Below are 19,972 nucleotides of genomic sequence, written 5' to 3'. Positions count from 1 at the left end.
GTTCGTGCTCAGTGGTTCGTGCTCGGTGCTTCCTGCTCAATCGCGCTTGATCACCGGCAGCGGGTCCGCTTCGGCCGATTCGCCGGCCGGGGCCGGTTTCTGGATGCCGGCGTCGCGCCCGTACTCGTCGGTGTCGACCAGGCCGGCATCGATGTCGCGCCCGGCCTGCTCGATGCGCGTGCGTTCCTTCTGGTGCTGCGCCCCCTCGGGCGACTGGTCGCGCTCGTGCGGCAGGCGCTTGCCGGCATCGTCTTCGATGTGCACGTTGGTGTTGACCTGGCGGTCCTTCGTATTCGGTTCCCTCGAGTCGTTCATGATGCCATTCTCCAATTTCTTAACTGAATCTCATCTTATCGGTTACCTTCAATCACGGTCGCCCGCTTGGACTGTTGCAGGAATGCCATTGCCGTAGTGCATATCCGGTGCAATTCCGGCATGGAATCGTTAGCATGGAGGGCTGGATCGCCACCGAAAGCCATCGTTTGAAACCTGTTCCGAACCACGCACCCGATCACCATGCGGTGCCCGCCGACTGCCGCAACTGCGGCACCGCCGTGTCCGGCAATTACTGCGCCCACTGTGGGCAGGAAACGCGGCTGCACATGCCGAGCCTTGCCGAGTTCGCCCACGAATTCATCACCCATTACGTGGCGCTGGAAGGCAAGCTGTGGGGTACCTTCATGCGGCTGCTGTTCCAGCCCGGCGGGCTGACGAACGAATACCTGGCAGGGCGGCGCCGGCGCTACGTGGAACCGCTGCGGGTTTACCTGACGCTGTCGATCCTGTTCTTCGCGCTGGTCAAATTTTCGAACGCAAACATCTACAGTGAAATGGAGCCGTCGGCACCAGCCGCGGCCACCGCCAGCGCCGGGCCAGGCAAGGCGGTGCAAGCCGTGGAAGACGACGCGCCGATCCGGCTGGGCGACGCGCTGGCGCCGGACGTGGACCGCTGGGCACCCGCCGTGCGGCGCACGGTCGACCGCTTCGATGCCCTCGGCCCGCAGGACAAGGCGCGCCTGCTGAAGGACGGCTTCTTCCGTTACGCGCCGTACGCGATGTTCTTCCTGATGCCGGTGTTCGCGCTGTACCTCAAGGGGCTGTACCTGGGCACCGGCCGGCGTTATGGCGAACACCTGCTGTTCGCGCTGCATGCCAACGCGTTCGCCTTCGCGGTATTTTCCATCTTCCTGCCGATGCCGGACGGGTTCATCAAGTTCGTGCTGTTCTGCTGGCTGATCGGCTACCTGCCGTGGGCCATGCAGCGTGTCTACCGCAAGGGCCTGTTCGGCACCGCGTGGCGCTGGGCGGTGCTGATGGCGCTGCACCTGCTGTCGGTGGTGGTGGCGATCGTGGCAGCGGCGTTCCTCGGCGTGGCCATGGCGCCCTGATCTTGCACAAGTGATCAGCGCAGCTTATACTGGTTAAACGTACAGTAATCGTGAGCGTACTTTGTTTGCGGAGAGATGGTGAAGCGATCAGGAAAACGATCGTAAAAAAGATCGTAAAAACGATCGCACTTGGTTGCATAGCGTGGCTTGCATGGCGAAACGGCATTGAAATGGGTTACCCTTCGCCGTGCCGCGCGGTTTGCCTCTGTGAGGTATCTTGTGACGCGTCTGCGATGTGTCCTGTGATGTTTGCAGTGATGCTTGCAGTGATGCTTCCACTGATGCTTTCACTGCTGCTTTCACTGATGCAATCCGCGGGTGCATGAACCTGGCCCACCGTCTGCCCCATCGAAGAGCTCCTTATGCCCGCCACCCCTGCCATGTACAACACGATCGCGCTGGTCGTCCGGCCCAACACGGCCGGCATCGAAGATTCCGTGCGCGATGTTCTCGCTTTCCTGCGCGACGGCGGCTTCAGCGTCGTGTTTGAAACGGATACGGCCGCCCACCTGAACATGCCCGAGATCCCCGCGATGAGCGCGCAGGGCATCGGCGAAAAATGCGATTGCGCGATCGTGATGGGCGGCGACGGCACCATGCTGGGCATCGCCCGCCAGCTGGCGCCGTTCGAGGTGCCGCTGATCGGCATCAACCAGGGCCGGCTCGGCTTCATGACCGATATCCCGCTGGAAGGCATGCTGCCCGTGCTGGGCCGCATCCTGGCCGGCACGCACAAGGCCGAGCGCCGCACCCTGCTGGAAGGGCGCGTGCTGCGCGACGGCAAGGCGATCCATGTCGGCCTGGCCGTCAACGACGTGGTGGTGGCGCGCGGCGCCGGGTCCGGCATGGTGGAACTGCGCGTCGATGTCGACGATCACTTCATGTACAACCAGCGTTCGGACGGCCTGATCGTTTCCACCCCCACCGGCTCCACCGCCTACGCGCTGTCGGCCGGCGGGCCGCTGCTGCACCCCACGCTGGGCGGCATCGTGCTGGTGCCGATCGCGCCGCACGCGCTGTCGAACCGCCCGATCGTGCTGCCCGATTCCAGCGAGATCGTCATCGAGATCAACCGCGGGCGCGACATCACCGTGAACTTCGACATGCAGACGTTCGCCAGCCTGATGCCGCAAGACCGCATCCACATCCGCCGTTCGCCGCACGCGATCACCTTCCTGCATCCGGAAGGCTGGAGCTACTACAACACGCTGCGCGAAAAACTGCACTGGAACGAGTACCCGTCCACGGACGGAAAAATCTAACAAGAAGGCCTTCTGCGAGACCTATGCTGCGTACATTGTCCATCCGCGATTTCGTCATTGTCGATTCCATCGAACTGGAATTTTCCGCCGGCTTCACGGTGTTCACGGGCGAAACAGGCGCCGGCAAGTCGATCCTGATCGATGCGCTTACCCTCGCGCTGGGCGGGCGGGGCGATGCGAGCGTGGTGCGCGAAGGCGCGGCCAAGGCCGACATCACGGCCGATTTCGCCCTCACCGACGCGGCGCGGCAATGGCTGGAAGCGAACGAGTGCGCCTCCGAGGATGGCGGCGCGCTGCTGCGCCGCGTGATCGACAACGCCGGCCGCTCGAAGGCCTACATCAACGGCATCGCCGCCACGGCGGCCCAGCTGCGCGAGCTGGGCGACCTGCTGGTGGATATCCACGGCCAGCATGCCCACCAGTCGCTGCTCAAGACGGATGCGCAGCGCGAACTGCTCGACAGCCAGGCCAGCGCGAACGGCAAGGAAGTGGCCATCGCCTACAAGGCCTGGCGCGCGCTGGCGAAACAGCTGGAGGAATTCGAAACCAACGCCGCCAACGTCCTGCTCGAACGCGAGCGCCTGGAATGGCAGGTCGGCGAACTGGACAAGCTGGCGCCGAAGCCGGGCGAATGGGCCGAGATCGGCAACGAGCACAGCCGGCTGTCGCACGCGGCCAGCCTGCTCGAAGGCGCGCAGGAAGCGCTCGCCGCCATTTCCGAGTCGGACGAGCAGCCGATCGTGTCGCAACTGTCGTCGCTGAACCAGAAGCTGGCCAAGCTGGTGTCCGTGGATGCCGAAATGCAGCCGATCGTCGACCTGATCGAATCGGCCCGCATCCAGCTGCAGGAATCGGCCTATGCGCTGAACACCTACCTCGACAAGGTTGAGCTGGACCCGGATCGCCTGCGCGAAGTGGATGCGCGGATGGAAGCGCTGCATTCCTCGGCCCGCAAGTTCCGCGTCGACCCCGATGACCTGCCGGCCGAACACGCCCGCCTGGCCGCGCAGCTGAACCAGCTGGCCGATGCCACCGACATCGAAGGCTTGCGCAAGCAGGAAGCGAAGCTGAAGGAAGAGTACCTGGCGGTGGCCCGCAAGCTGTCCGCCACGCGGGCCACCGCGGCGCGGGCCTTGAGCGATGCGGTCACCCGGGCGATGCAGGACCTGAACATGACAGGCGGGCGCTTCGAGGTGGCACTGCATCCGTGCGAACCGTCGGCCAAGGGCCTCGAACAGGTGGAGTTCCTGGTCGCCGGCCACGCCGGCGTGGCGCCACGGCCGCTGGCCAAGGTGGCGTCCGGCGGCGAACTGGCGCGTATCTCGCTCGCCATTTCGGTCATCACATCGAACGCGACCACCGTGCCCACGCTGATCTTCGACGAGGTCGACAGCGGCATCGGCGGCGGTGTCGCCGAAGTGGTGGGTCGGCTGCTGAAGCGCCTGGGCCAGGAGCGGCAGGTACTGTGCGTGACCCACCTGCCGCAGGTGGCCAGCCAGGGCAACAGCCACTTCCAGGTGGCGAAAAGCACGCTGGCCAACGGCAAGACCGCTTCGCGCATCGAAGTGCTCGATGCCAAGGCCCGCGTCGAGGAAGTCGCCCGCATGCTGGGTGGCCTCGAGATTACCGCCACCACGCGCAAGCACGCCCGCGAGTTGCTGGCCTCCTGATCGTTTCGGCCACGGCCGCCCGGCTGGTGCCCGCCATGGGACCGCTCTTCTTTCGGGCGCGAGCCCGGCAGTATCGGCACGCGGCCGGCAGCGGCGGCGCGGCGGGCCGCATATAATCGGGGTCTACCCTGATTGATAGAACGATTCCATGGCTTTCGCGAAAGAACCTCCCCACCAGCACGGTACCGTCAGCGGCAGCGCGGTCGTGCTGGTCAACCTCGGCACGCCCGATGCGCCCACGCGGGGCGCGGTGCGCCGTTACCTGAAGCAGTTTTTATCCGATCCGCGCGTGGTCGAGATTCCCAGGGCGCTCTGGTGGTTCATCCTGCACGGCGTGATCCTGCCGTTCCGTTCCGGCCAGTCGGCCAAGAAATACGCGTCGATCTGGACGGAAGACGGCTCGCCGCTGCGCATCCACACGCAAAACCAGGCGATGCTGCTGCACGAGGCGCTGCAGGCCCGCGGGCACCAGGATGTGACGGTGGCGATGGCGATGCGCTATGGCACACCGGCGCTGCCGGACGTGCTGGCCCGGCTGAAGGCCGATGGCTGCGACCGCATCGTGGTGCTGCCCGCCTACCCGCAGTATTCCGGCACCACCACCGGTTCGATCTGGGATGCCGTGTTCAAGCACTACCGGAAGATCCGCAATATCCCCGAACTGCGGCTGGTGAAGAACTACCACGACCACGAAGCCTATATCGAGGCGCTGCGCCAGAACGTGCTGTCGCACTGGGAACACCATGGCCGGGCGGAAAAGCTGGTGATGAGTTTCCACGGCGTGCCCAAGCGCACACTGATGCTGGGCGACCCGTATCACTGCGAATGCCACAAGACGGCGCGCCTGCTGGCCGCCGCGCTGAAATTGCGCGAAGACGACTACATCGTTACTTTCCAGTCCCGCTTCGGCAAGGCCGAATGGCTGCAGCCGTACACCGCGCCCACGGTGCAGAAGCTGGCCCGCGAAGGCGTGCGCAGCATCGACGTGATCTGCCCTGGCTTCACCAGCGACTGCCTGGAAACCCTGGAAGAAATCGCCATGGAAGTGCGCCATGACTTCCTTAGCGCCGGCGGCAAGGAATTCCACTACATCCCCTGCCTGAACGAAAGCCCGGCCTGGATCGCCGCACTGGCCCAGGTTGCCGAGCAGCACATGATCGGCTGGCCGGCCATGGTGTCGCCATCGCAGCGCGCCATGCGCCAGCACGATGCCGCCATCGGCCGCGACCGCGCCATCGCCCTGGGCGCCGGCGAATAATTTTCCGAGCGGTCCGTCGTCAGCTGCAATCGCGCAACATTGCGGTTCCCGCACGTTGTTAGCACTTGCGGACGAGGAGTGCCAGCCTGTTAAAATAACAGGCTGGCCGGCTTGTCCGGCCATGATTTGCCGGCTTCTTGTCAAGCGCTGTCCGAACAGTGCCGCGCGCCCGGTGCAGAATTCCCCTTGAAATGACATGGGAATAGCCCCAGATTCGGCCAGTGCAGCAAGAGCAATGTCAAACAAACACGATTTCAGGAGTCAAACGATGCAAGACCAGGAAAACCAGGCCAGCCAGAATCCCGAGGACGTGCAGCAGGCAGCCCAGGCGCAGCAACAGGCTCCGCAGCAGCCTTCGCAGCAGCAGGCTCCTTCCGAGTCCGCAGCCAATCCTAGCCTGGAAGAGCAGCTGTCCGCCACGGAAGCCAAGCTGGCCGAAATGCACGACGCCTTCATGCGCGCCAAGGCCGAAGCCGACAATATCCGCCGCCGCGCCCAGGAAGACGTGGCCAAGGCCCACAAGTTCGCCGTGGAGAGCTTTGCCGAGGCACTGCTGCCGGTGAAGGACAGCCTGGAAATGGCGCTGAAAGTGGAAACGCCATCCGTCGAGTCGCTGAAGGAGGGCGTGGAAATGACGCTGAAGCAGCTGACCTCCGCGTTTGAACGCAACAAGCTGCTCGAAGTCGTGCCTGCCGCGGGCGACAAGCTGGACCCGAACCGCCACCAGGCCGTCGCCATGGTGCCCGCCGAGCAGGAAGCCAATACCGTCGTTGCTGTACTGCAAAAGGGTTACACGATCGCGGATCGCCTGCTGCGTCCCGCCATCGTCACGGCTGCCCAGCCGAAGTGATCGCAAGCACTTGAAAAGTAAGAAGCTTTTCCGCATATAAGACTTATTCAGAAACTAATCCGTTACGAGGAAGAACAAACCATGGGCAAAATGATCGGTATCGACCTGGGCACCACCAACTCCTGCGTCGCCATCATGGAAAATGGCCAGCCGAAGGTCATCGAGAACGCCGAAGGCGCGCGTACGACGCCTTCCATCATCGCTTACCAGGAAGATGGCGAGATCCTGGTCGGTGCGCCGGCCAAGCGCCAGGCGGTCACCAACCCGAAGAACACGCTGTTCGCCGTGAAGCGCCTGATCGGCCGCAAGTTCGACGAGAAGGAAGTGCAGAAGGACATCGGCCTGATGCCTTACTCGATCAACAAGGCCGACAACGGCGATGCCTGGATCAGCGTGCGCGACAAGAAACTGGCGCCGCCGCAGATCTCCGCCGAAGTGCTGCGCAAGATGAAGAAGACCGCCGAGGATTACCTGGGCGAGGAAGTCACCGAAGCCGTGATCACCGTGCCGGCCTACTTCAACGACTCGCAGCGCCAGGCCACCAAGGATGCCGGCCGCATCGCCGGCCTGGACGTGAAGCGCATCATCAACGAGCCGACCGCGGCCGCGCTGGCGTTCGGCCTGGACAAGACCGACAAGGGCGACCGCAAGATCGCCGTGTATGACCTGGGCGGCGGCACGTTCGACGTGTCGATCATCGAGATCGCCGACGTGGATGGCGAGAAGCAGTTCGAAGTGCTGTCGACCAACGGCGACACGTTCCTGGGCGGCGAAGACTTCGACCAGCGCGTGATCGACTACATCATCGAAGAATTCAAGAAGATCAACGGCCTGGACCTGAAGAAGGACCCGATCGCCCTGCAGCGCATCAAGGCTTCGGCCGAGCGCGCGAAGATCGAACTGTCGTCGTCGCAGCAGACCGAGATCAACGAGCCGTACATCGCCATGGCGAACGGCGCGCCGGTCCACCTGAACCTGAAGATCACCCGCGCCAAGCTGGAATCGCTGGTCGAGGAACTGATCGCCGCGACGATCGAGCCGTGCCGCACCGCCATCAAGGATGCCGGCGTGAAGGTCTCCGACATCGACGACATCATCCTGGTCGGCGGCATGACCCGCATGCCGAAGGTGCAGGAAAAAGTGAAGGAGTTCTTCGGCAAGGATCCGCGCAAGGACGTCAACCCGGATGAAGCCGTGGCCGTGGGTGCCGCGATCCAGGGCGCCGTGCTGTCGGGCGACCGCAAGGACCTGCTGCTGCTGGACGTGACCCCGCTGTCGCTGGGTATCGAAACGCTGGGCGGCGTGATGACGAAGATGATCCACAAGAACACCACGATCCCGACCAAGTTCTCGCAAGTGTTCTCGACGGCCGACGACAACCAGCCTGCGGTGACCATCAAGGTCTACCAGGGCGAGCGTGAAATCGCCGCCGGCAACAAGGCGCTGGGCGAGTTCAACCTGGAAGGCATCCCGCCGGCATCGCGCGGCACGCCGCAGATCGAAGTGACCTTCGACATCGACGCCAACGGCATCCTGCACGTGGGCGCGAAAGACAAGGCCACCGGCAAGGAAAACAAGATCACCATCAAGGCCAACTCCGGTCTGTCGGAAGAGGAAATCCAGAAGATGGTGAAGGACGCCGAGCTGAATGCCGAAGAAGACAAGAAAGTGAAGGAACTGGCCGAGTCGCGCAACCAGGCCGACGCGCTGGTGCACTCCACCAAGAAGTCGCTGACCGAATACGGCGACAAGCTGGGTGCCGACGAGAAGGCCAAGATCGAAGCGGCCATCACCGACCTGGAAGGCGAGATCAAGTCCGGCGACAAGGCGACCATCGACTCCAAGGTGGCTGCGCTGACCGAAGCCGCGCAGAAGCTGGGCGAGAAGATGTACGCCGACATGCAGGCGCAGCAGGCAGCAGCCGGCGGTGCGGACGCGGGCCAGCAGGCTCCGGGCGGCCAGCAGGGCGGCGGCGCGGACAACCGCGCGCAGCAGGATGACGTTGTCGACGCCGACTTCAAAGAAGTCAAAGACAACAAGTAAGCCGGCGCGAGCCGTCAAGACCGGCCGGGAACACGCCTGACGACGGCGTTCCCGGCTCCGCCGAGCGGAGCGGCCGTAGTACGGTGGCCCGCTCGGCGTTTTTGCATAATCGGCAGGGTTTTGAGGTTGTTTCGCAACGCCAACGTCGCAGTGGTCACTGGGCGGTGGCGTCAGGTGGCGGTAACCCCGGCCGCCTGATACAGTCCCCCTTCTATTCAGTTCAGTTAGGTGCCTGCATATGGCAAAGCGTGATTTTTACGAGATTCTCGGCCTGGCAAAAAATGCCTCCGAAGAAGAGATCAAGAAGGCTTATCGCAAGCTTGCGATGAAGTACCACCCGGACCGCAACCCGGACAACAAAGAGGCGGAAGAGAAGTTCAAGGAAGTCAAGGAAGCCTACGAGATGCTGACCAATCCGGAAAAGCGCGAGGCGTATGACCGCTATGGTCACGCCGGCGTGGATCCGAACATGGGCGGTGGCGGCTTCGGTGGCGCAGGCGGCTTCGGCGATGCGTTCGGCGACATCTTTGGCGACATCTTCGGCGGCGGTGGCGGCCGGCGCGGCGGCGGACCCCAGGTCTACCGCGGCGCGGACCTGCGCTACAACCTCGAGATCACACTGGAGCAGGCCGCCCACGGCTTCGACACGACGATCCGCGTGCCGGCATGGGACAAGTGCGACTCCTGCCACGGCTCGGGCGCCAAGCCGGGTACGTCGCCGGTCACCTGCTCCACGTGCGGCGGCCATGGCCAGGTGCGCATGCAGCAGGGCTTCTTCAGCATCCAGCAAACCTGCCCGAAGTGCCACGGTACCGGCAAGATCATCCCGGAACCGTGCCCCACGTGCTCGGGCGCCGGCCGCATCAAGCGCAACAAGACGCTGGAAGTGAAGATCCCGGCGGGCATCGACAACGGCATGCGCATCCGCTCGTCCGGCAACGGCGAACCGGGTACCAATGGCGGGCCGCCGGGCGACCTGTATGTGGAAATCCACATCAAGGCGCACGCTGTGTTCCAGCGCGAAGGCGACGACCTGCACTGCGAAATGCCGATCTCGTTCGCCAAGGCGGCCCTGGGTGGCGAAATCGAAGTGCCCACGCTGTCCGGCAAAGTATCGTTCACCGTTCCCGAAGGAACGCAATCCGGTAAAACCTTCCGCCTGAAGGGCAAGGGCGTGAAGGGCGTGCGCTCCGGCTATCCGGGCGACCTGTTCTGCCACGTGGCCGTGGAAACGCCGGTCAAGCTGACCGACAAGCAGAAGGAACTGCTGCGCGAGTTCGAACGCGCCACCACCGAGGGCGGCTCGAAGCACAGCCCGCAGTCGAAAACCTGGATGGACAAGGTAAAAGACTTCTTCGAATGATTGGTAGGACCTCGATAAACCTATTGCGCAACGCCAGCCGCTGGTCTCCGGTACTCCGCAGCGGCGGACCGGCTGTACCTGAGTACAGCTCCGTTCCTCAACCAGGTCTGACGTCGCTCATTACGGTTTCTCGAGGCCCCGAGACGCACGTAAGTAGAACAAATCTCGGGACCGCTACCAAAAAAGTACGTTCGGCCGACCGGGCATTAATCGGGTAAACTGGCATTTGTATCTACGGCCGCCGCGTTGTGAGGCCTGCAACCGGCGGCCTTGTCACGTCTGAAAGGAGCATCATGAACGATACCAAGCCCTCCGACCTGCGGGAACTGCTGAACAACAACCGCCGCTGGGCCGATTCGATGGTCGCGCGCGACCCGGAATTCTTCCAGCGCCTGGCCAACCAGGCTTCTCCCGAATACCTGTGGATCGGCTGTTCCGACAGCCGCGTGCCCGCCAACGAACTGCTTGGCCTGCTGCCGGGCGATGTGTTCGTGCACCGTAACATCGCCAACGTCGTCGTCCACTCCGACCTGAACTGCCTCTCCGTGCTGCAGTTCGCGATCGAAGTGCTGAAGGTGAAGCACGTGATCATCGTGGGCCACTATGGCTGCAAGGGCGTGCACGCCGCGCTGACCGGCGCCCGCGTGGGCCTGGTCGACAACTGGCTGCGCCATGTGGCGGATGTGAGCCAGAAACATGAACGCTACCTCGGCACCGTGCTCGACGAACGCGTGCGCAGCGAAAAGCTGGTCGAGCTGAACGTGGTCGAGCAGGTCGTCAACGTCAGTTCCACCACCATCCTGCGCGACGCGTGGGACCGCGGCCAGCAGGTGACCGTGCATGGCTGGGTCTACGGCATCAACGACGGGCACCTGCACGATCTGGGCATGACGATCACGCAATTCTCCGAACTGCAGGAAAAGCTGAAAGACCGGCTGTCCAACAACTACAGCGCCGCGTAACGCGCCGCAAAGCACCAAGGCAAATCAGGGACGGACCGGAGCACCGGACCGTCCCTATTTTTTGGTTCCTGAACCTTGAACCGCGCCTGACCCGCTTTTTGGCACGCCCGTACGGTGTCCTGAACAGGACTTCGGTATACTGTATATCTGTACAGTTGGGTGCCGATCATGGAGCTGAACGACAAACTTGAAATCCTGGCCGATGCGGCGAAATACGATGCATCGTGCGCCAGCAGTGGTGCGCCGAAGCGTTCGTCGGAGGGCAAGGATGGCCTGGGTGCCACCAACGGCATGGGCATCTGCCACAGCTATACGCCGGATGGCCGCTGCGTGTCGCTGCTGAAGATCCTGCTGACCAATTTCTGCGTTTACGATTGCCAGTACTGCGTCAACCGCCGCACATCGAACGTGCCGCGCGCCCGCTTCACCGTGCAGGAAGTGGTCAAGCTCACCGTCGACTTCTACCTGCGCAACTACATCGACGGCCTGTTCCTCAGCTCCGGCATCATCCAGTCCGCCGACTACACGATGGAACAGCTGGTCGCCGTCGCGCGCGAGCTGCGTGAAGTGCACCAGTTTCGCGGCTACATCCACCTGAAGACGATTCCCGATGCCGACCCGGCGCTGATCGAGGCGGCCGGCCGCTATGCCGACCGGCTGTCCGTCAACATCGAACTGCCCACGCAGGACAGCGTACAGAAACTGGCGCCCGAGAAAAACGTCCACACCATCAAGCTGGCGATGGGCAATATCCGCCTGAAGCTGGACGAGAAGGAAGCGGAGCCACGCGCGCCGGCATTCGCGCCGGCGGGGCAGAGCACGCAGATGATCGTGGGCGCCGATGCGAGCGACGACGCGCGCATCCTCACCACGGCGGAAACGCTGTACGGCAGCTACAAGCTCAAGCGCGTCTACTACAGCGCCTTCAGCCCGATCCCGGAAAGCCCGAAGAGCGTGCCGCTGGCGCCGCCGCCGCTGCTGCGCGAGCACCGGCTGTACCAGGCGGACTTCCTGTTGCGCAGCTACGGCTTCCAGGCGAAGGAACTGCTGCCCGCGTCGGGCAACCTGTCGCTCGACATCGACCCGAAGCTGGCCTGGGCACTGGCGCACCGCGAACACTTCCCGATGGACCTGAACCGCGCCGAGCCGCAGATGATCGCGCGCATCCCCGGCATCGGTATCCGCAATGCGCAGCGCATCGTCGAGCTGCGCCGCATGCGGCAAGTGCGCTGGGCCGACCTTGCGCGCCTGCGCTGCAGCATGAAGAAAGTGGCGCCATTCATCGTCACCGCCGACTACCGGCCGGCGCGCGATACCACGTCGTCCGATACGCTGCGCCGGGCCATGGCCGACGTGCCGCAGCAGATGGCATTGTTCCCGGAACTGCAGGCCGCATGACAGGCGGCCAGGTGGATGTGGTGGCACGCGTGCTGTCCGGCCAGCCGGTGGTGGTCACTTCGTTCGGCGAATGGCGCGCCGCCGCGCGGGCCCTGATCGTGCGCCGCATTCCGCCCGAATACGTACAATGGGTTTTGCAGGAAGGCGGCGGAGACCTGCTGAGTGCAATGCCTCCAATGGCTGTAGGTATGCTGAATGACTCGGGTAGCAAAGTAGTCGATGAAGTTGAAGTACGCAGCAAGGTAGCAACTGAAGTAGCAAGTGAAGTGGCAACTGAAGTAGCAAGTGAAGTGGCAAGTGAAGTAGCAACTGAAGTAGCAAGTGAAGTGGCAACTGAAGTAGCAACTGAAGTAGCAAGTGAAGTGGCAACTGAAGTAGCAAGCGTAGTAGCAACTGAAGTACGCAGCAAGGCAGTAACCGAGTCGGCAATTGAATCAGCAAGTAAGTTGGCCAGTGAGGAAACTCATAACCCCGATGAGCGATCGGACCCGCCGCCCCTGAATCTTCCAGCCGGTGCGCAGCCGCGTATCTCCCGCAGACTGATGGAGATGCTGCAAGGCGCCGCCTGCTATCGCGCCCACGACCGCTGGGCCTTCCTTTACCGCGTGCTGTGGCGCTGGCACGCTGGCGAACACGAGGTCATTTCGATGGCGGATGAAGACGGTGCACGCCTTGCCGGCATGGTCCGCGCGGTGCGGCACGAAGAACACGACATGCATGCCTACCTGCGCTTTCGCGAGCGTCCCGAAGAAGCGGGGGCGCCGCGTTTCGTTGCCTGGTTCGAGCCCGCGCACGACGTGTTGCCCCAGGTCGCGCAGCACTTCGCGAAACGCATGGGCAAGACCAGCTGGATGATCGCCACGCCCGACGCCACCGTGCTGTGGGATGGCGCCACCCTTCACACAGGCGAGGCTTTGGCGCGCAGCGCGGCGGACTTCGACGATGCCGGCGAATCCCTGTGGCTCACCTACTACCGCAGCATCTTCAATCCGGCCCGCCTGAATGCGGACATCATGCACAACCACATCCGCCAGCGGTTCTGGAAGAACCTGCCCGAAGCGGCCGTGGTGCCGCACATGGTCACGCAGGCCGCCGCCGGTGCCCGCAAGGTGGGGCAGCTCGATACCGTCGGCAAGCGCGGCGGCACCACGATTCCCATCGCCCCGGAAAAGGCGGCGCCCGAGCGCCAGCAACCCAGTTCGCTGGACGAGTGCCGCCGCTGCGACCTGTGGCAGAACGCCACGCAGGCCGTGGCCGGGCAGGGCGCGCGGCGCGCGAAGATCATGCTGGTGGGCGAGCAGCCCGGCGACCAGGAAGACCTGGCCGGCAAGCCTTTCGTCGGCCCGGCCGGCGACCTGCTGGACAAGGCGATGGATGCAGCGGGCCTGGACCGGCGCACCGTGTATGTCACCAACGCCGTCAAGCACTTCAAGTGGGAGCCGCGCGGCAAGCGCCGTCTGCACAAGACGCCCGCGCAAAAGGAAGTGATGGCCTGCCGCTACTGGCTCGAGACGGAACTTGAAACGGTCGCGCCGGACGTGCTGGTGGCGCTCGGCAGCACCGCGTTGAAATCGGTCCTGCAGACCGGCAGCGTGACGATGAAGGATTACATGGGCGCGCCGTTCGAGCACGAAGGGCGCTGGGTCGTCGTCACCTACCACCCCGCGTATGCGTTGCGGGTGCCCGACCGCGAGTCGCGCCAGGCGGCATTCGCGGCGATCGTGGAGGCGCTGAAAACGGCGCAGCAACTGGCCGGCGGCGCGACGCCCGGCTGATGCAAACCGCATATCGATATCAAAAAGCATTCGTTTTCATCATGATGCGCGCGGCATAGACTGGCTTCACTCGACTGGTGCCGTGGCCGTGGAAAGCGCGGTGCCGGACGAGCTTCCGACCCCGTCAGCTGGAGCGCATCACATGTCCGCAGTCCTGAGTGCCGCAGTACCAAGTGCTGTCAAGAATGCCGCGGTAAATGCAGAAACTTCACGTGAAGCATCGCTGCACATTCGCCCGTTCGAAGGTCCCCTTGGCGCTGAAGTGATTGGCCTCGACCTGGCACAGCCGCTCTCCCGCAAGGCCTTGTTGCAGCTGCATGCCGCCCACCTGGAGCACCACGTGCTGGTGTTCCGGGACCAACGCATCACGCCGCAACAGCAGGTGAATTTTTCCCGCCTGTTCGGGCCCTTGCAAATCCATGTGCTGAGAAATTTCCAGCTGGCGGGGCACCCGGAAGTCCTCGTCGTTTCGAATATCGTCGAAGACGGCAAGCCGGTCGGCCTGGGCGACGCCGGCCATTTCTGGCATTCCGACCTGTCCTACAAGGAAAGGCCCAGCCTGGGCTCGATGCTGCATGCACAGGAGCTGCCGGCCAAAGGCGGCGACACGCTGTTCGCCAACATGCACCTGGCCTACGACACGCTGCCGGAGGCAGTGAAGCGCGAGATCCGCTACGCCAGGGCCGAGCACAGCTACCTGAAGCAGTATGCCGAACTGCAGCGGCGCAGCCCATGGCGCCCGAACCTCACGCAGGCGCAGATCGATGAAGTGAAACCGGTGGTGCACCCGGTGGTGCGCACGCACCCCGAAACGGGGCGGCAGGCGCTGTTCGTCAGCGAGCATTTCACCACGCGCATCGTCGGCATTCCCGAGGATGCCAGCGACGCGCTGCTGAAAGAGCTGTTCGCCCATAGCGTGAAGCCCGCGCACGTGTGCCGCCACGAATGGCGGCCCCATGACATGGTGTTCTGGGACAACCGCTCGCTGATGCACCTGGCCGCCGGCTGTCCGGCCGACCAGCGCCGCAAGCTGTACCGCACCACCATCGAAGGCGACGTGCCTTACTGAAAAACCGGTGACAGGCTCCGATTCTTTTTTCTTAAAACCGGTGACAGTCACCATTTCTTTTGAAATGTTTCCGCAAAAACGGTGACAGTCACCATTTCTTTTGAAATGTTTCCGCGAAATTGGAGCCTGTCACCGGTTTTTTTGAAATGTTCCTGCACACCCACGTGACAGGCCGCCGCGGTGGCCGACCAACCATTCTGGAAAATTGATGAAAGCATTGAATATCGCCGCCGGCGCGCTCGCGCTGGTTCTCGCCACCGGAGCCCAGGCCGAAGGCACCATCCGCATCGCCCAGCAATTCGGCGTGCCGTTCCTGATCCTGAACATCGCCCAGGAGCAAAAGCTCATCGAGAAATACGGCAAGCAGAATGGCGTGGACGTGAAGGTCGAATGGAAGCAGTTGTCGGGTGGCGCCGCCATCAACGATGCGCTGCTGGCAGGCAGTATCGATATTGCCGGGGCTGGCGTCGGCCCGCTGATCACCGTCTGGGACCGCACCCGGGGCCGGCAGAACGTAAAGGGCGTGGCATCGCTGGGCAGCTTCCCGTACTACCTGATCACCAACAACCCGAAAGTGAAATCGATCGCGGACTTCACCGGGAACGACCGCATCGCGCTGCCCGCCGTCACGGTCTCCGTGCAGTCGCGCATCCTGCAGCTGGCCGCGGCGCAGAAATGGGGCGACAAGGAATTCGCCCGGCTCGACAAGTTCACGCAGACACTGCCGCATCCGGATGCCGCCACGGCCATCATCTCGAACGGCACCGAGATCAGCGGCCACTTCGCCACGCCGCCGTTCCAGGAACAGGAGCTGGCGCAGAACCCGAATGCGCGCGTGATCCTGAAATCGTATGACGTACTGGGCGGCCCGGCATCGGCCACGCTGCTGTACGCCACCGAGAAATACCGCAAGGAGAACCCGAAGACGCTGCGTTCCTTCGTGCAGGCGCTTGCCGAGGCGGCCGACTACGCGGCGAAGAACCCGGAAGGCGCGGCCGACATCTACCTGAAAGCCAACAAGAGCAATATCGACCGTGCCCTGCTCGTGAAGATCTTCAAGAATCCCGAGGTGCAATTCAACATCGCGCCGCAGAACACGCTGAAGATCGCCCAGTTCATGCACCGCGTGGGAGCCGTGAAGAACAAGCCGGCGACCTGGCGCGATTATTTCTTCGAAGAGCCGCTGGTGGCGAAGGGGAGCTGACATGGCACCGCTGCAGGTCGTTCGGCCACCTTCGCCCGCCGAGGCGCTGTTGCGCGCCCGCGGCGTTACCCTCGAATACCGCAGCGGTGGCCATGCGGTGCGCGCCACGCAGGATGTCGACTTCGACGTGTTCGGCGGCGACCGCTTCGTGCTGCTGGGGCCATCGGGCTGCGGCAAGTCCTCGCTGCTGAAGGCGGTCGGCGGATTCATCACGCTGGCGGCCGGCTCGATCACGCTGGGCGGCAAGCCGATCACGAAGCCGGGGCCGGACCGCATCTGCGTGTTCCAGGAATTCGACCAGCTGCCGCCGTGGAAGACGGTGCTGGAAAACGTCACGTTCCCGCTGCTGGCATCGAAAAGCTGCGGCCGCGCCGAAGCCAGGGAACGGGCGCGGCACTGGATTGCCCGGGTGGGCCTGGAGCGTTTCGAAAACGCCTATCCGCACACGCTGTCCGGCGGCATGAAGCAGCGCGTGGCGATTGCCCGCGCGCTGGCCATGCAGCCTGCCGTGCTGCTGATGGATGAACCGTTCGCCGCGCTCGACGCCCTCACGCGGCGCGCCATGCAGGAAGAGCTGACGAAGCTGTGGGAGGAATCGCCGTTCACGCTGCTCTTCGTGACGCACTCGATCGAGGAGGCCCTCGTGGTCGGCAACCGCATCCTGCTGCTGTCGCCGCATCCGGGCCGCGTGCGCGCCGAATTGAACAGCCACCAGTTCGGGCTGCACAGTGGCGGCAGCGCCGACTTCCAGCACGCCGCGCAGCGCATCCATCACCTGCTGTTCGGCGCGGCACCCCAGGCCGAGCCGGCGGAGGAAGCGGAAAGGATCGCCCTGTGAGCACGCTCGAACCGCCCATCCGCCAGGAATTCCAGTATGACCTGGCTCCGGCCGCGCCGGCGTCGCTGCAGCGCCCCCTGCCGGCCGCGCAGCGCCTGTGGCAGCAGGGCTGGCTGCGCAAGGCCGTGGTGCTGGCCGTGCTGGCGCTGCTCTGGGAACTGGCCGCGCGCTGGCAGGACAACGACCTGCTGCTGCCCACCTTCCTGCAGACGGCGCGCGCCTTCGTCGACGGTATCGCCAGCGGCGAATTGATCGAGAAGGTGGAAGTGTCGCTGGCCGTGCTGGTGCAGGGCTATGTCGCCGGCATCGCGCTGGCCTTCGTGCTCACCGCGCTGGCGGTGTCCACGCGGCTGGGCCGCGACCTGCTGGAAACGCTGGTCGCCATGTTCAACCCGCTGCCGGCCATCGCGCTGCTGCCGCTGGCCATGCTGTGGCTGGGCCTTGGCAACGCCAGCCTGGTCTTCGTCATCGTGCATGCGGTGCTGTGGCCGCTGGCGCTGGGCACCTATGCCGGCTTCCAGTCGGTGCCGCCCACGCTGCGGATGGCGGGCCGCAATTACGGGCTGGCCGGGCTGCCGTTCGTCATCCAGATCCTGGTACCCGCCGCGCTGCCGGCAATCGTCTCCGGGCTGAAGATCGGCTGGGCTTTCGCATGGCGCACGCTGATCGCCGCCGAGCTGGTGTTCGGCGCCTCGTCCGGCAAGGGCGGCCTGGGCTGGTACATCTTCCAGAACCGCAACGAGCTGTACACCGACAAGGTATTTGCCGGCCTCGCCGCCGTGATCCTGATCGGCCTCGCCGTCGAACACCTGCTGTTCGCCGCCCTGGAGCGCACGACGGTACAACGCTGGGGCATGCGCTCCAATAGCTGAGCCCGTGTCAGGGTGCCTGGAAGGAGTGCGGCCCTGCATGGCCGCACCGTTCCGCAGGCGCGAAGCATGCTTCGCGAATTCCCGTGTAGAGGAGTGCGGCCCTGCATGGCCGCACCGTTCCGCAGGCGCGAAGCATGCTTCGCGAATTCCCTGCTACACCCCCCTGACACGGGCTGGACCGTAACGAGTTTATTCAACGTTCAGGCACAATTCTTGCTCTGCAATAGGGCATGAGCCGCCATCTCCGCATCGTTTTAGTTCACCCTCCCCACGAAAGCGACGCTTCGTTGCGCGCCGCCGCGCTGCATGCCGGCCTGATGGAAGCGGGCTACGACCTGGTGGCATCGCTGCCGGCCGACTTCCACCTGCCGGAAGAAATCGCCCGGCTGCAGCCGGACATGATCATCGTCGATGCTGAATCGGATGCGCGCGACGTGCTGGAGCACATCGTCGTGGCCACCCGCGACGAACGCCGCCCGATCGTCATGTTTACCGAGGACGACAAGCAGTCGTCGATGGATGCCGCGATGGAGGCGGGCGTATCGGCCTACATCGTGGCCGGCCTGAAGCCGGAACGCATCAAGCCGGTGCTCTCGGTGGCGCTGGCGCGCTTCCGCAAGGAGCAGAGGCTGCTGGACGAACTGCAGGACACCAAGCTCAAACTGGCCGAGCGCAAGGTGGTGGACCGCGCCAAGGGGCTGCTGATGAGCCGCCACGGCATGACGGAGGACCAGGCCTACCAGCGCCTGCGGACGATGGCGATGAACAAGAAACTGAAGCTGGCCGAGATCGCCCAGCGGATACTGGACGTGGAGGACTTGCTGGGTTGAGCACGCAGTGCCGCCCCGCTGGAGCAGTCATGCAAATCGAAAAGACAACCGTCAACATAGGATTCAACCCGCTGACCGACTGCGCGCCGGTCGTCATGGCGGCCATGCTGGGCTTCGACGAAAAGCACGGCATCCGCATCGCGCTGTCGCGAGAAACCTCGTGGGCCGGCGTGCGCGACAAGCTGATGACCGGCGAACTCGATGCGGCCCACGCGCTGTATGGCCTGGTCTACGGCACCCAGCTGGGCATCGGCGCCCAGCCGCGTGACATGGCCGTGCTGATGAACCTGAACCGCAATGGCCAGGCCATCACGCTGTCGCGCCGCCTGGCGGAGCAGGGCGCCACGGATGGCGCCTCGCTGGCCGCCCTGATGGCGCGTAACGTGGACGAAAACAGCCGCCAGTACGTGTTCGCCCAGACCTTCCCGACCGGTACCCATGCGATGTGGCTGTATTACTGGCTGGCCGCACACGGCATCCACCCGATGAAGGACGTGCGGGCGATCACCGTGCCGCCGTCGCAGATGGTCTACAACCTCGTCGAGGGCCACATGGACGGCTTCTGCGCCGGCGATCCGTGGGGTCACCAGGCGGTGCTGGACGGCGTCGGCGTCACCGCCACGACCAGCCAGCAGATCTGGCCGGATCATCCGGAAAAGGTGCTCGGCGCGTCGCTGGAATTCGTGCGCGCCCACCCGAACACGTGCCGCGCGCTGGTCGCGGCCGTCCTGGAGGCGGGCAGGTGGATCGATGCCAGCGATGAAAACCGCCGTGCCACCGCCGAGATCATTGCCGCCGTACCTTATATAAATACCGGCAAGGCGGCGATCCTGCCCCGCATGCTGGGCCGCTACGACGACGGCGCCGGCCACGCGTGGCGGGATGAACACCCGATGTGCTTCCACCAGGATGGCCAGGCAAACTATCCTTGGCTGTCGGACGGCATGTGGTTCATGACGCAGTTCCGCCGCTGGGGCCTGCTGAAAGCCGATCCGGATTACCTGGCGGTGGCGCAGTCGGTCACCCAGCTGCGCCTGTATCGCGAAGCGGCTGAAATGGCCGGCGTGGCCGTACCGTCGGAGGTCCTGCGCAGCTCGACGCTGGTCGACGGCCACGTCTGGGACGGCACCGACCCCGAAGCCTATGCGGCTTCCTTCCCGGTCCACATGCGAAATTGACATTGCGCTGCA

Annotated in this window: 17 protein-coding genes; 16 read left to right on the top strand and 1 reads right to left on the bottom strand. The window is 64.1% G+C overall.

Going from position 1 to position 19,972, the window contains the following annotated elements; all coding sequences use genetic code 11:
• Nucleotides 1-36 precede the first annotated feature (36 nt).
• Complete coding sequence (locus OU994_RS30485; protein ID WP_281608946.1) at nucleotides 37-315, bottom strand: hypothetical protein; 279 nt, start codon at nucleotides 313-315, stop codon at nucleotides 37-39.
• A gap of 134 nt (nucleotides 316-449) precedes the next feature.
• Here OU994_RS30485 and OU994_RS30480 point away from each other — a divergent pair, with 134 nt between their 5' ends.
• The 16 genes from OU994_RS30480 to OU994_RS30405 all read left to right on the top strand — a co-directional run bounded on the left by OU994_RS30480 (nucleotide 450) and on the right by OU994_RS30405 (nucleotide 19,960).
• On the top strand, nucleotides 450-1,388 hold the full coding sequence (locus OU994_RS30480; RefSeq protein ID WP_281608945.1) for a DUF3667 domain-containing protein: 939 nt from the start codon (nucleotides 450-452) through the stop codon (nucleotides 1,386-1,388).
• Between the two features lie 362 nt (nucleotides 1,389-1,750).
• Nucleotides 1,751-2,650, top strand: coding sequence for an NAD kinase (locus OU994_RS30475; RefSeq protein WP_131143684.1), 900 nt, complete (start codon nucleotides 1,751-1,753; stop codon nucleotides 2,648-2,650).
• Between the two features lie 23 nt (nucleotides 2,651-2,673).
• Nucleotides 2,674-4,320 carry a DNA repair protein RecN gene (gene recN / locus OU994_RS30470; protein ID WP_281608944.1) on the top strand — a complete coding sequence of 549 codons (1,647 nt, stop codon included), beginning with the start codon at nucleotides 2,674-2,676 and terminating at the stop codon, nucleotides 4,318-4,320.
• 148 nt (nucleotides 4,321-4,468) lie between these two features.
• Nucleotides 4,469-5,578 carry a ferrochelatase gene (gene hemH / locus OU994_RS30465; RefSeq protein WP_281608943.1) on the top strand — a complete coding sequence of 370 codons (1,110 nt, stop codon included), beginning with the start codon at nucleotides 4,469-4,471 and terminating at the stop codon, nucleotides 5,576-5,578.
• A gap of 268 nt (nucleotides 5,579-5,846) precedes the next feature.
• The gene (grpE, locus tag OU994_RS30460; protein WP_131143687.1) at nucleotides 5,847-6,428 is read left to right on the top strand and encodes a nucleotide exchange factor GrpE; all 582 of its coding nucleotides are present in this window, start codon (nucleotides 5,847-5,849) and stop codon (nucleotides 6,426-6,428) included.
• An 81-nt stretch (nucleotides 6,429-6,509) separates the two neighbouring features.
• Entirely contained in the window at nucleotides 6,510-8,471 is a 1,962-nt protein-coding gene (dnaK, locus tag OU994_RS30455; RefSeq protein WP_281608942.1) for a molecular chaperone DnaK, read from the top strand.
• A gap of 238 nt (nucleotides 8,472-8,709) precedes the next feature.
• Nucleotides 8,710-9,834, top strand: a complete 1,125-nt coding sequence (dnaJ, locus tag OU994_RS30450) for a molecular chaperone DnaJ (RefSeq protein ID WP_131143689.1) — start codon at nucleotides 8,710-8,712, stop codon at nucleotides 9,832-9,834.
• Nucleotides 9,835-10,127: 293 nt separating this feature from the next.
• Nucleotides 10,128-10,796: a carbonate dehydratase gene (gene can / locus OU994_RS30445; RefSeq protein WP_131143690.1), complete on the top strand. Its 669-nt coding sequence runs from the start codon at nucleotides 10,128-10,130 to the stop codon at nucleotides 10,794-10,796.
• A 168-nt stretch (nucleotides 10,797-10,964) separates the two neighbouring features.
• Nucleotides 10,965-12,194, top strand: a complete 1,230-nt coding sequence (locus OU994_RS30440) for a putative DNA modification/repair radical SAM protein (RefSeq protein ID WP_281608941.1) — start codon at nucleotides 10,965-10,967, stop codon at nucleotides 12,192-12,194.
• Between the two features lie 326 nt (nucleotides 12,195-12,520).
• On the top strand, nucleotides 12,521-13,969 hold the full coding sequence (locus OU994_RS30435; RefSeq protein WP_373922639.1) for a UdgX family uracil-DNA binding protein: 1,449 nt from the start codon (nucleotides 12,521-12,523) through the stop codon (nucleotides 13,967-13,969).
• Nucleotides 13,970-14,111: 142 nt separating this feature from the next.
• The gene (locus OU994_RS30430; protein WP_281608940.1) at nucleotides 14,112-15,038 is read left to right on the top strand and encodes a TauD/TfdA family dioxygenase; all 927 of its coding nucleotides are present in this window, start codon (nucleotides 14,112-14,114) and stop codon (nucleotides 15,036-15,038) included.
• Nucleotides 15,039-15,246: 208 nt separating this feature from the next.
• Nucleotides 15,247-16,242, top strand: coding sequence for an ABC transporter substrate-binding protein (locus OU994_RS30425; RefSeq protein ID WP_281608939.1), 996 nt, complete (start codon nucleotides 15,247-15,249; stop codon nucleotides 16,240-16,242).
• 1 nt (nucleotide 16,243) lies between these two features.
• Nucleotides 16,244-17,080: an ABC transporter ATP-binding protein gene (locus OU994_RS30420; protein ID WP_281608938.1), complete on the top strand. Its 837-nt coding sequence runs from the start codon at nucleotides 16,244-16,246 to the stop codon at nucleotides 17,078-17,080.
• A complete protein-coding gene (locus tag OU994_RS30415; RefSeq protein ID WP_281608937.1) occupies nucleotides 17,077-17,952 on the top strand; it encodes an ABC transporter permease in 876 nt (291 codons plus the stop codon). Before OU994_RS30420 ends, OU994_RS30415 begins: the two co-directional genes overlap by 4 nt.
• Before the next feature lie 230 nt (nucleotides 17,953-18,182).
• Nucleotides 18,183-18,782, top strand: coding sequence for an ANTAR domain-containing response regulator (locus OU994_RS30410; protein WP_281608936.1), 600 nt, complete (start codon nucleotides 18,183-18,185; stop codon nucleotides 18,780-18,782).
• Nucleotides 18,783-18,811: 29 nt separating this feature from the next.
• Entirely contained in the window at nucleotides 18,812-19,960 is a 1,149-nt protein-coding gene (locus OU994_RS30405; RefSeq protein WP_281608935.1) for a CmpA/NrtA family ABC transporter substrate-binding protein, read from the top strand.
• The last annotated feature ends 12 nt before the right edge of the window (nucleotides 19,961-19,972 follow it).

The sequence above is a fragment of the Pseudoduganella sp. SL102 genome (assembly GCF_027856995.1).
In the GTDB taxonomy this organism is placed as follows: Bacteria; Pseudomonadota; Gammaproteobacteria; order Burkholderiales; family Burkholderiaceae_D; genus Rugamonas; species Rugamonas albidiflava.
This window is presented reverse-complemented; position numbering and strand designations above follow the sequence as displayed.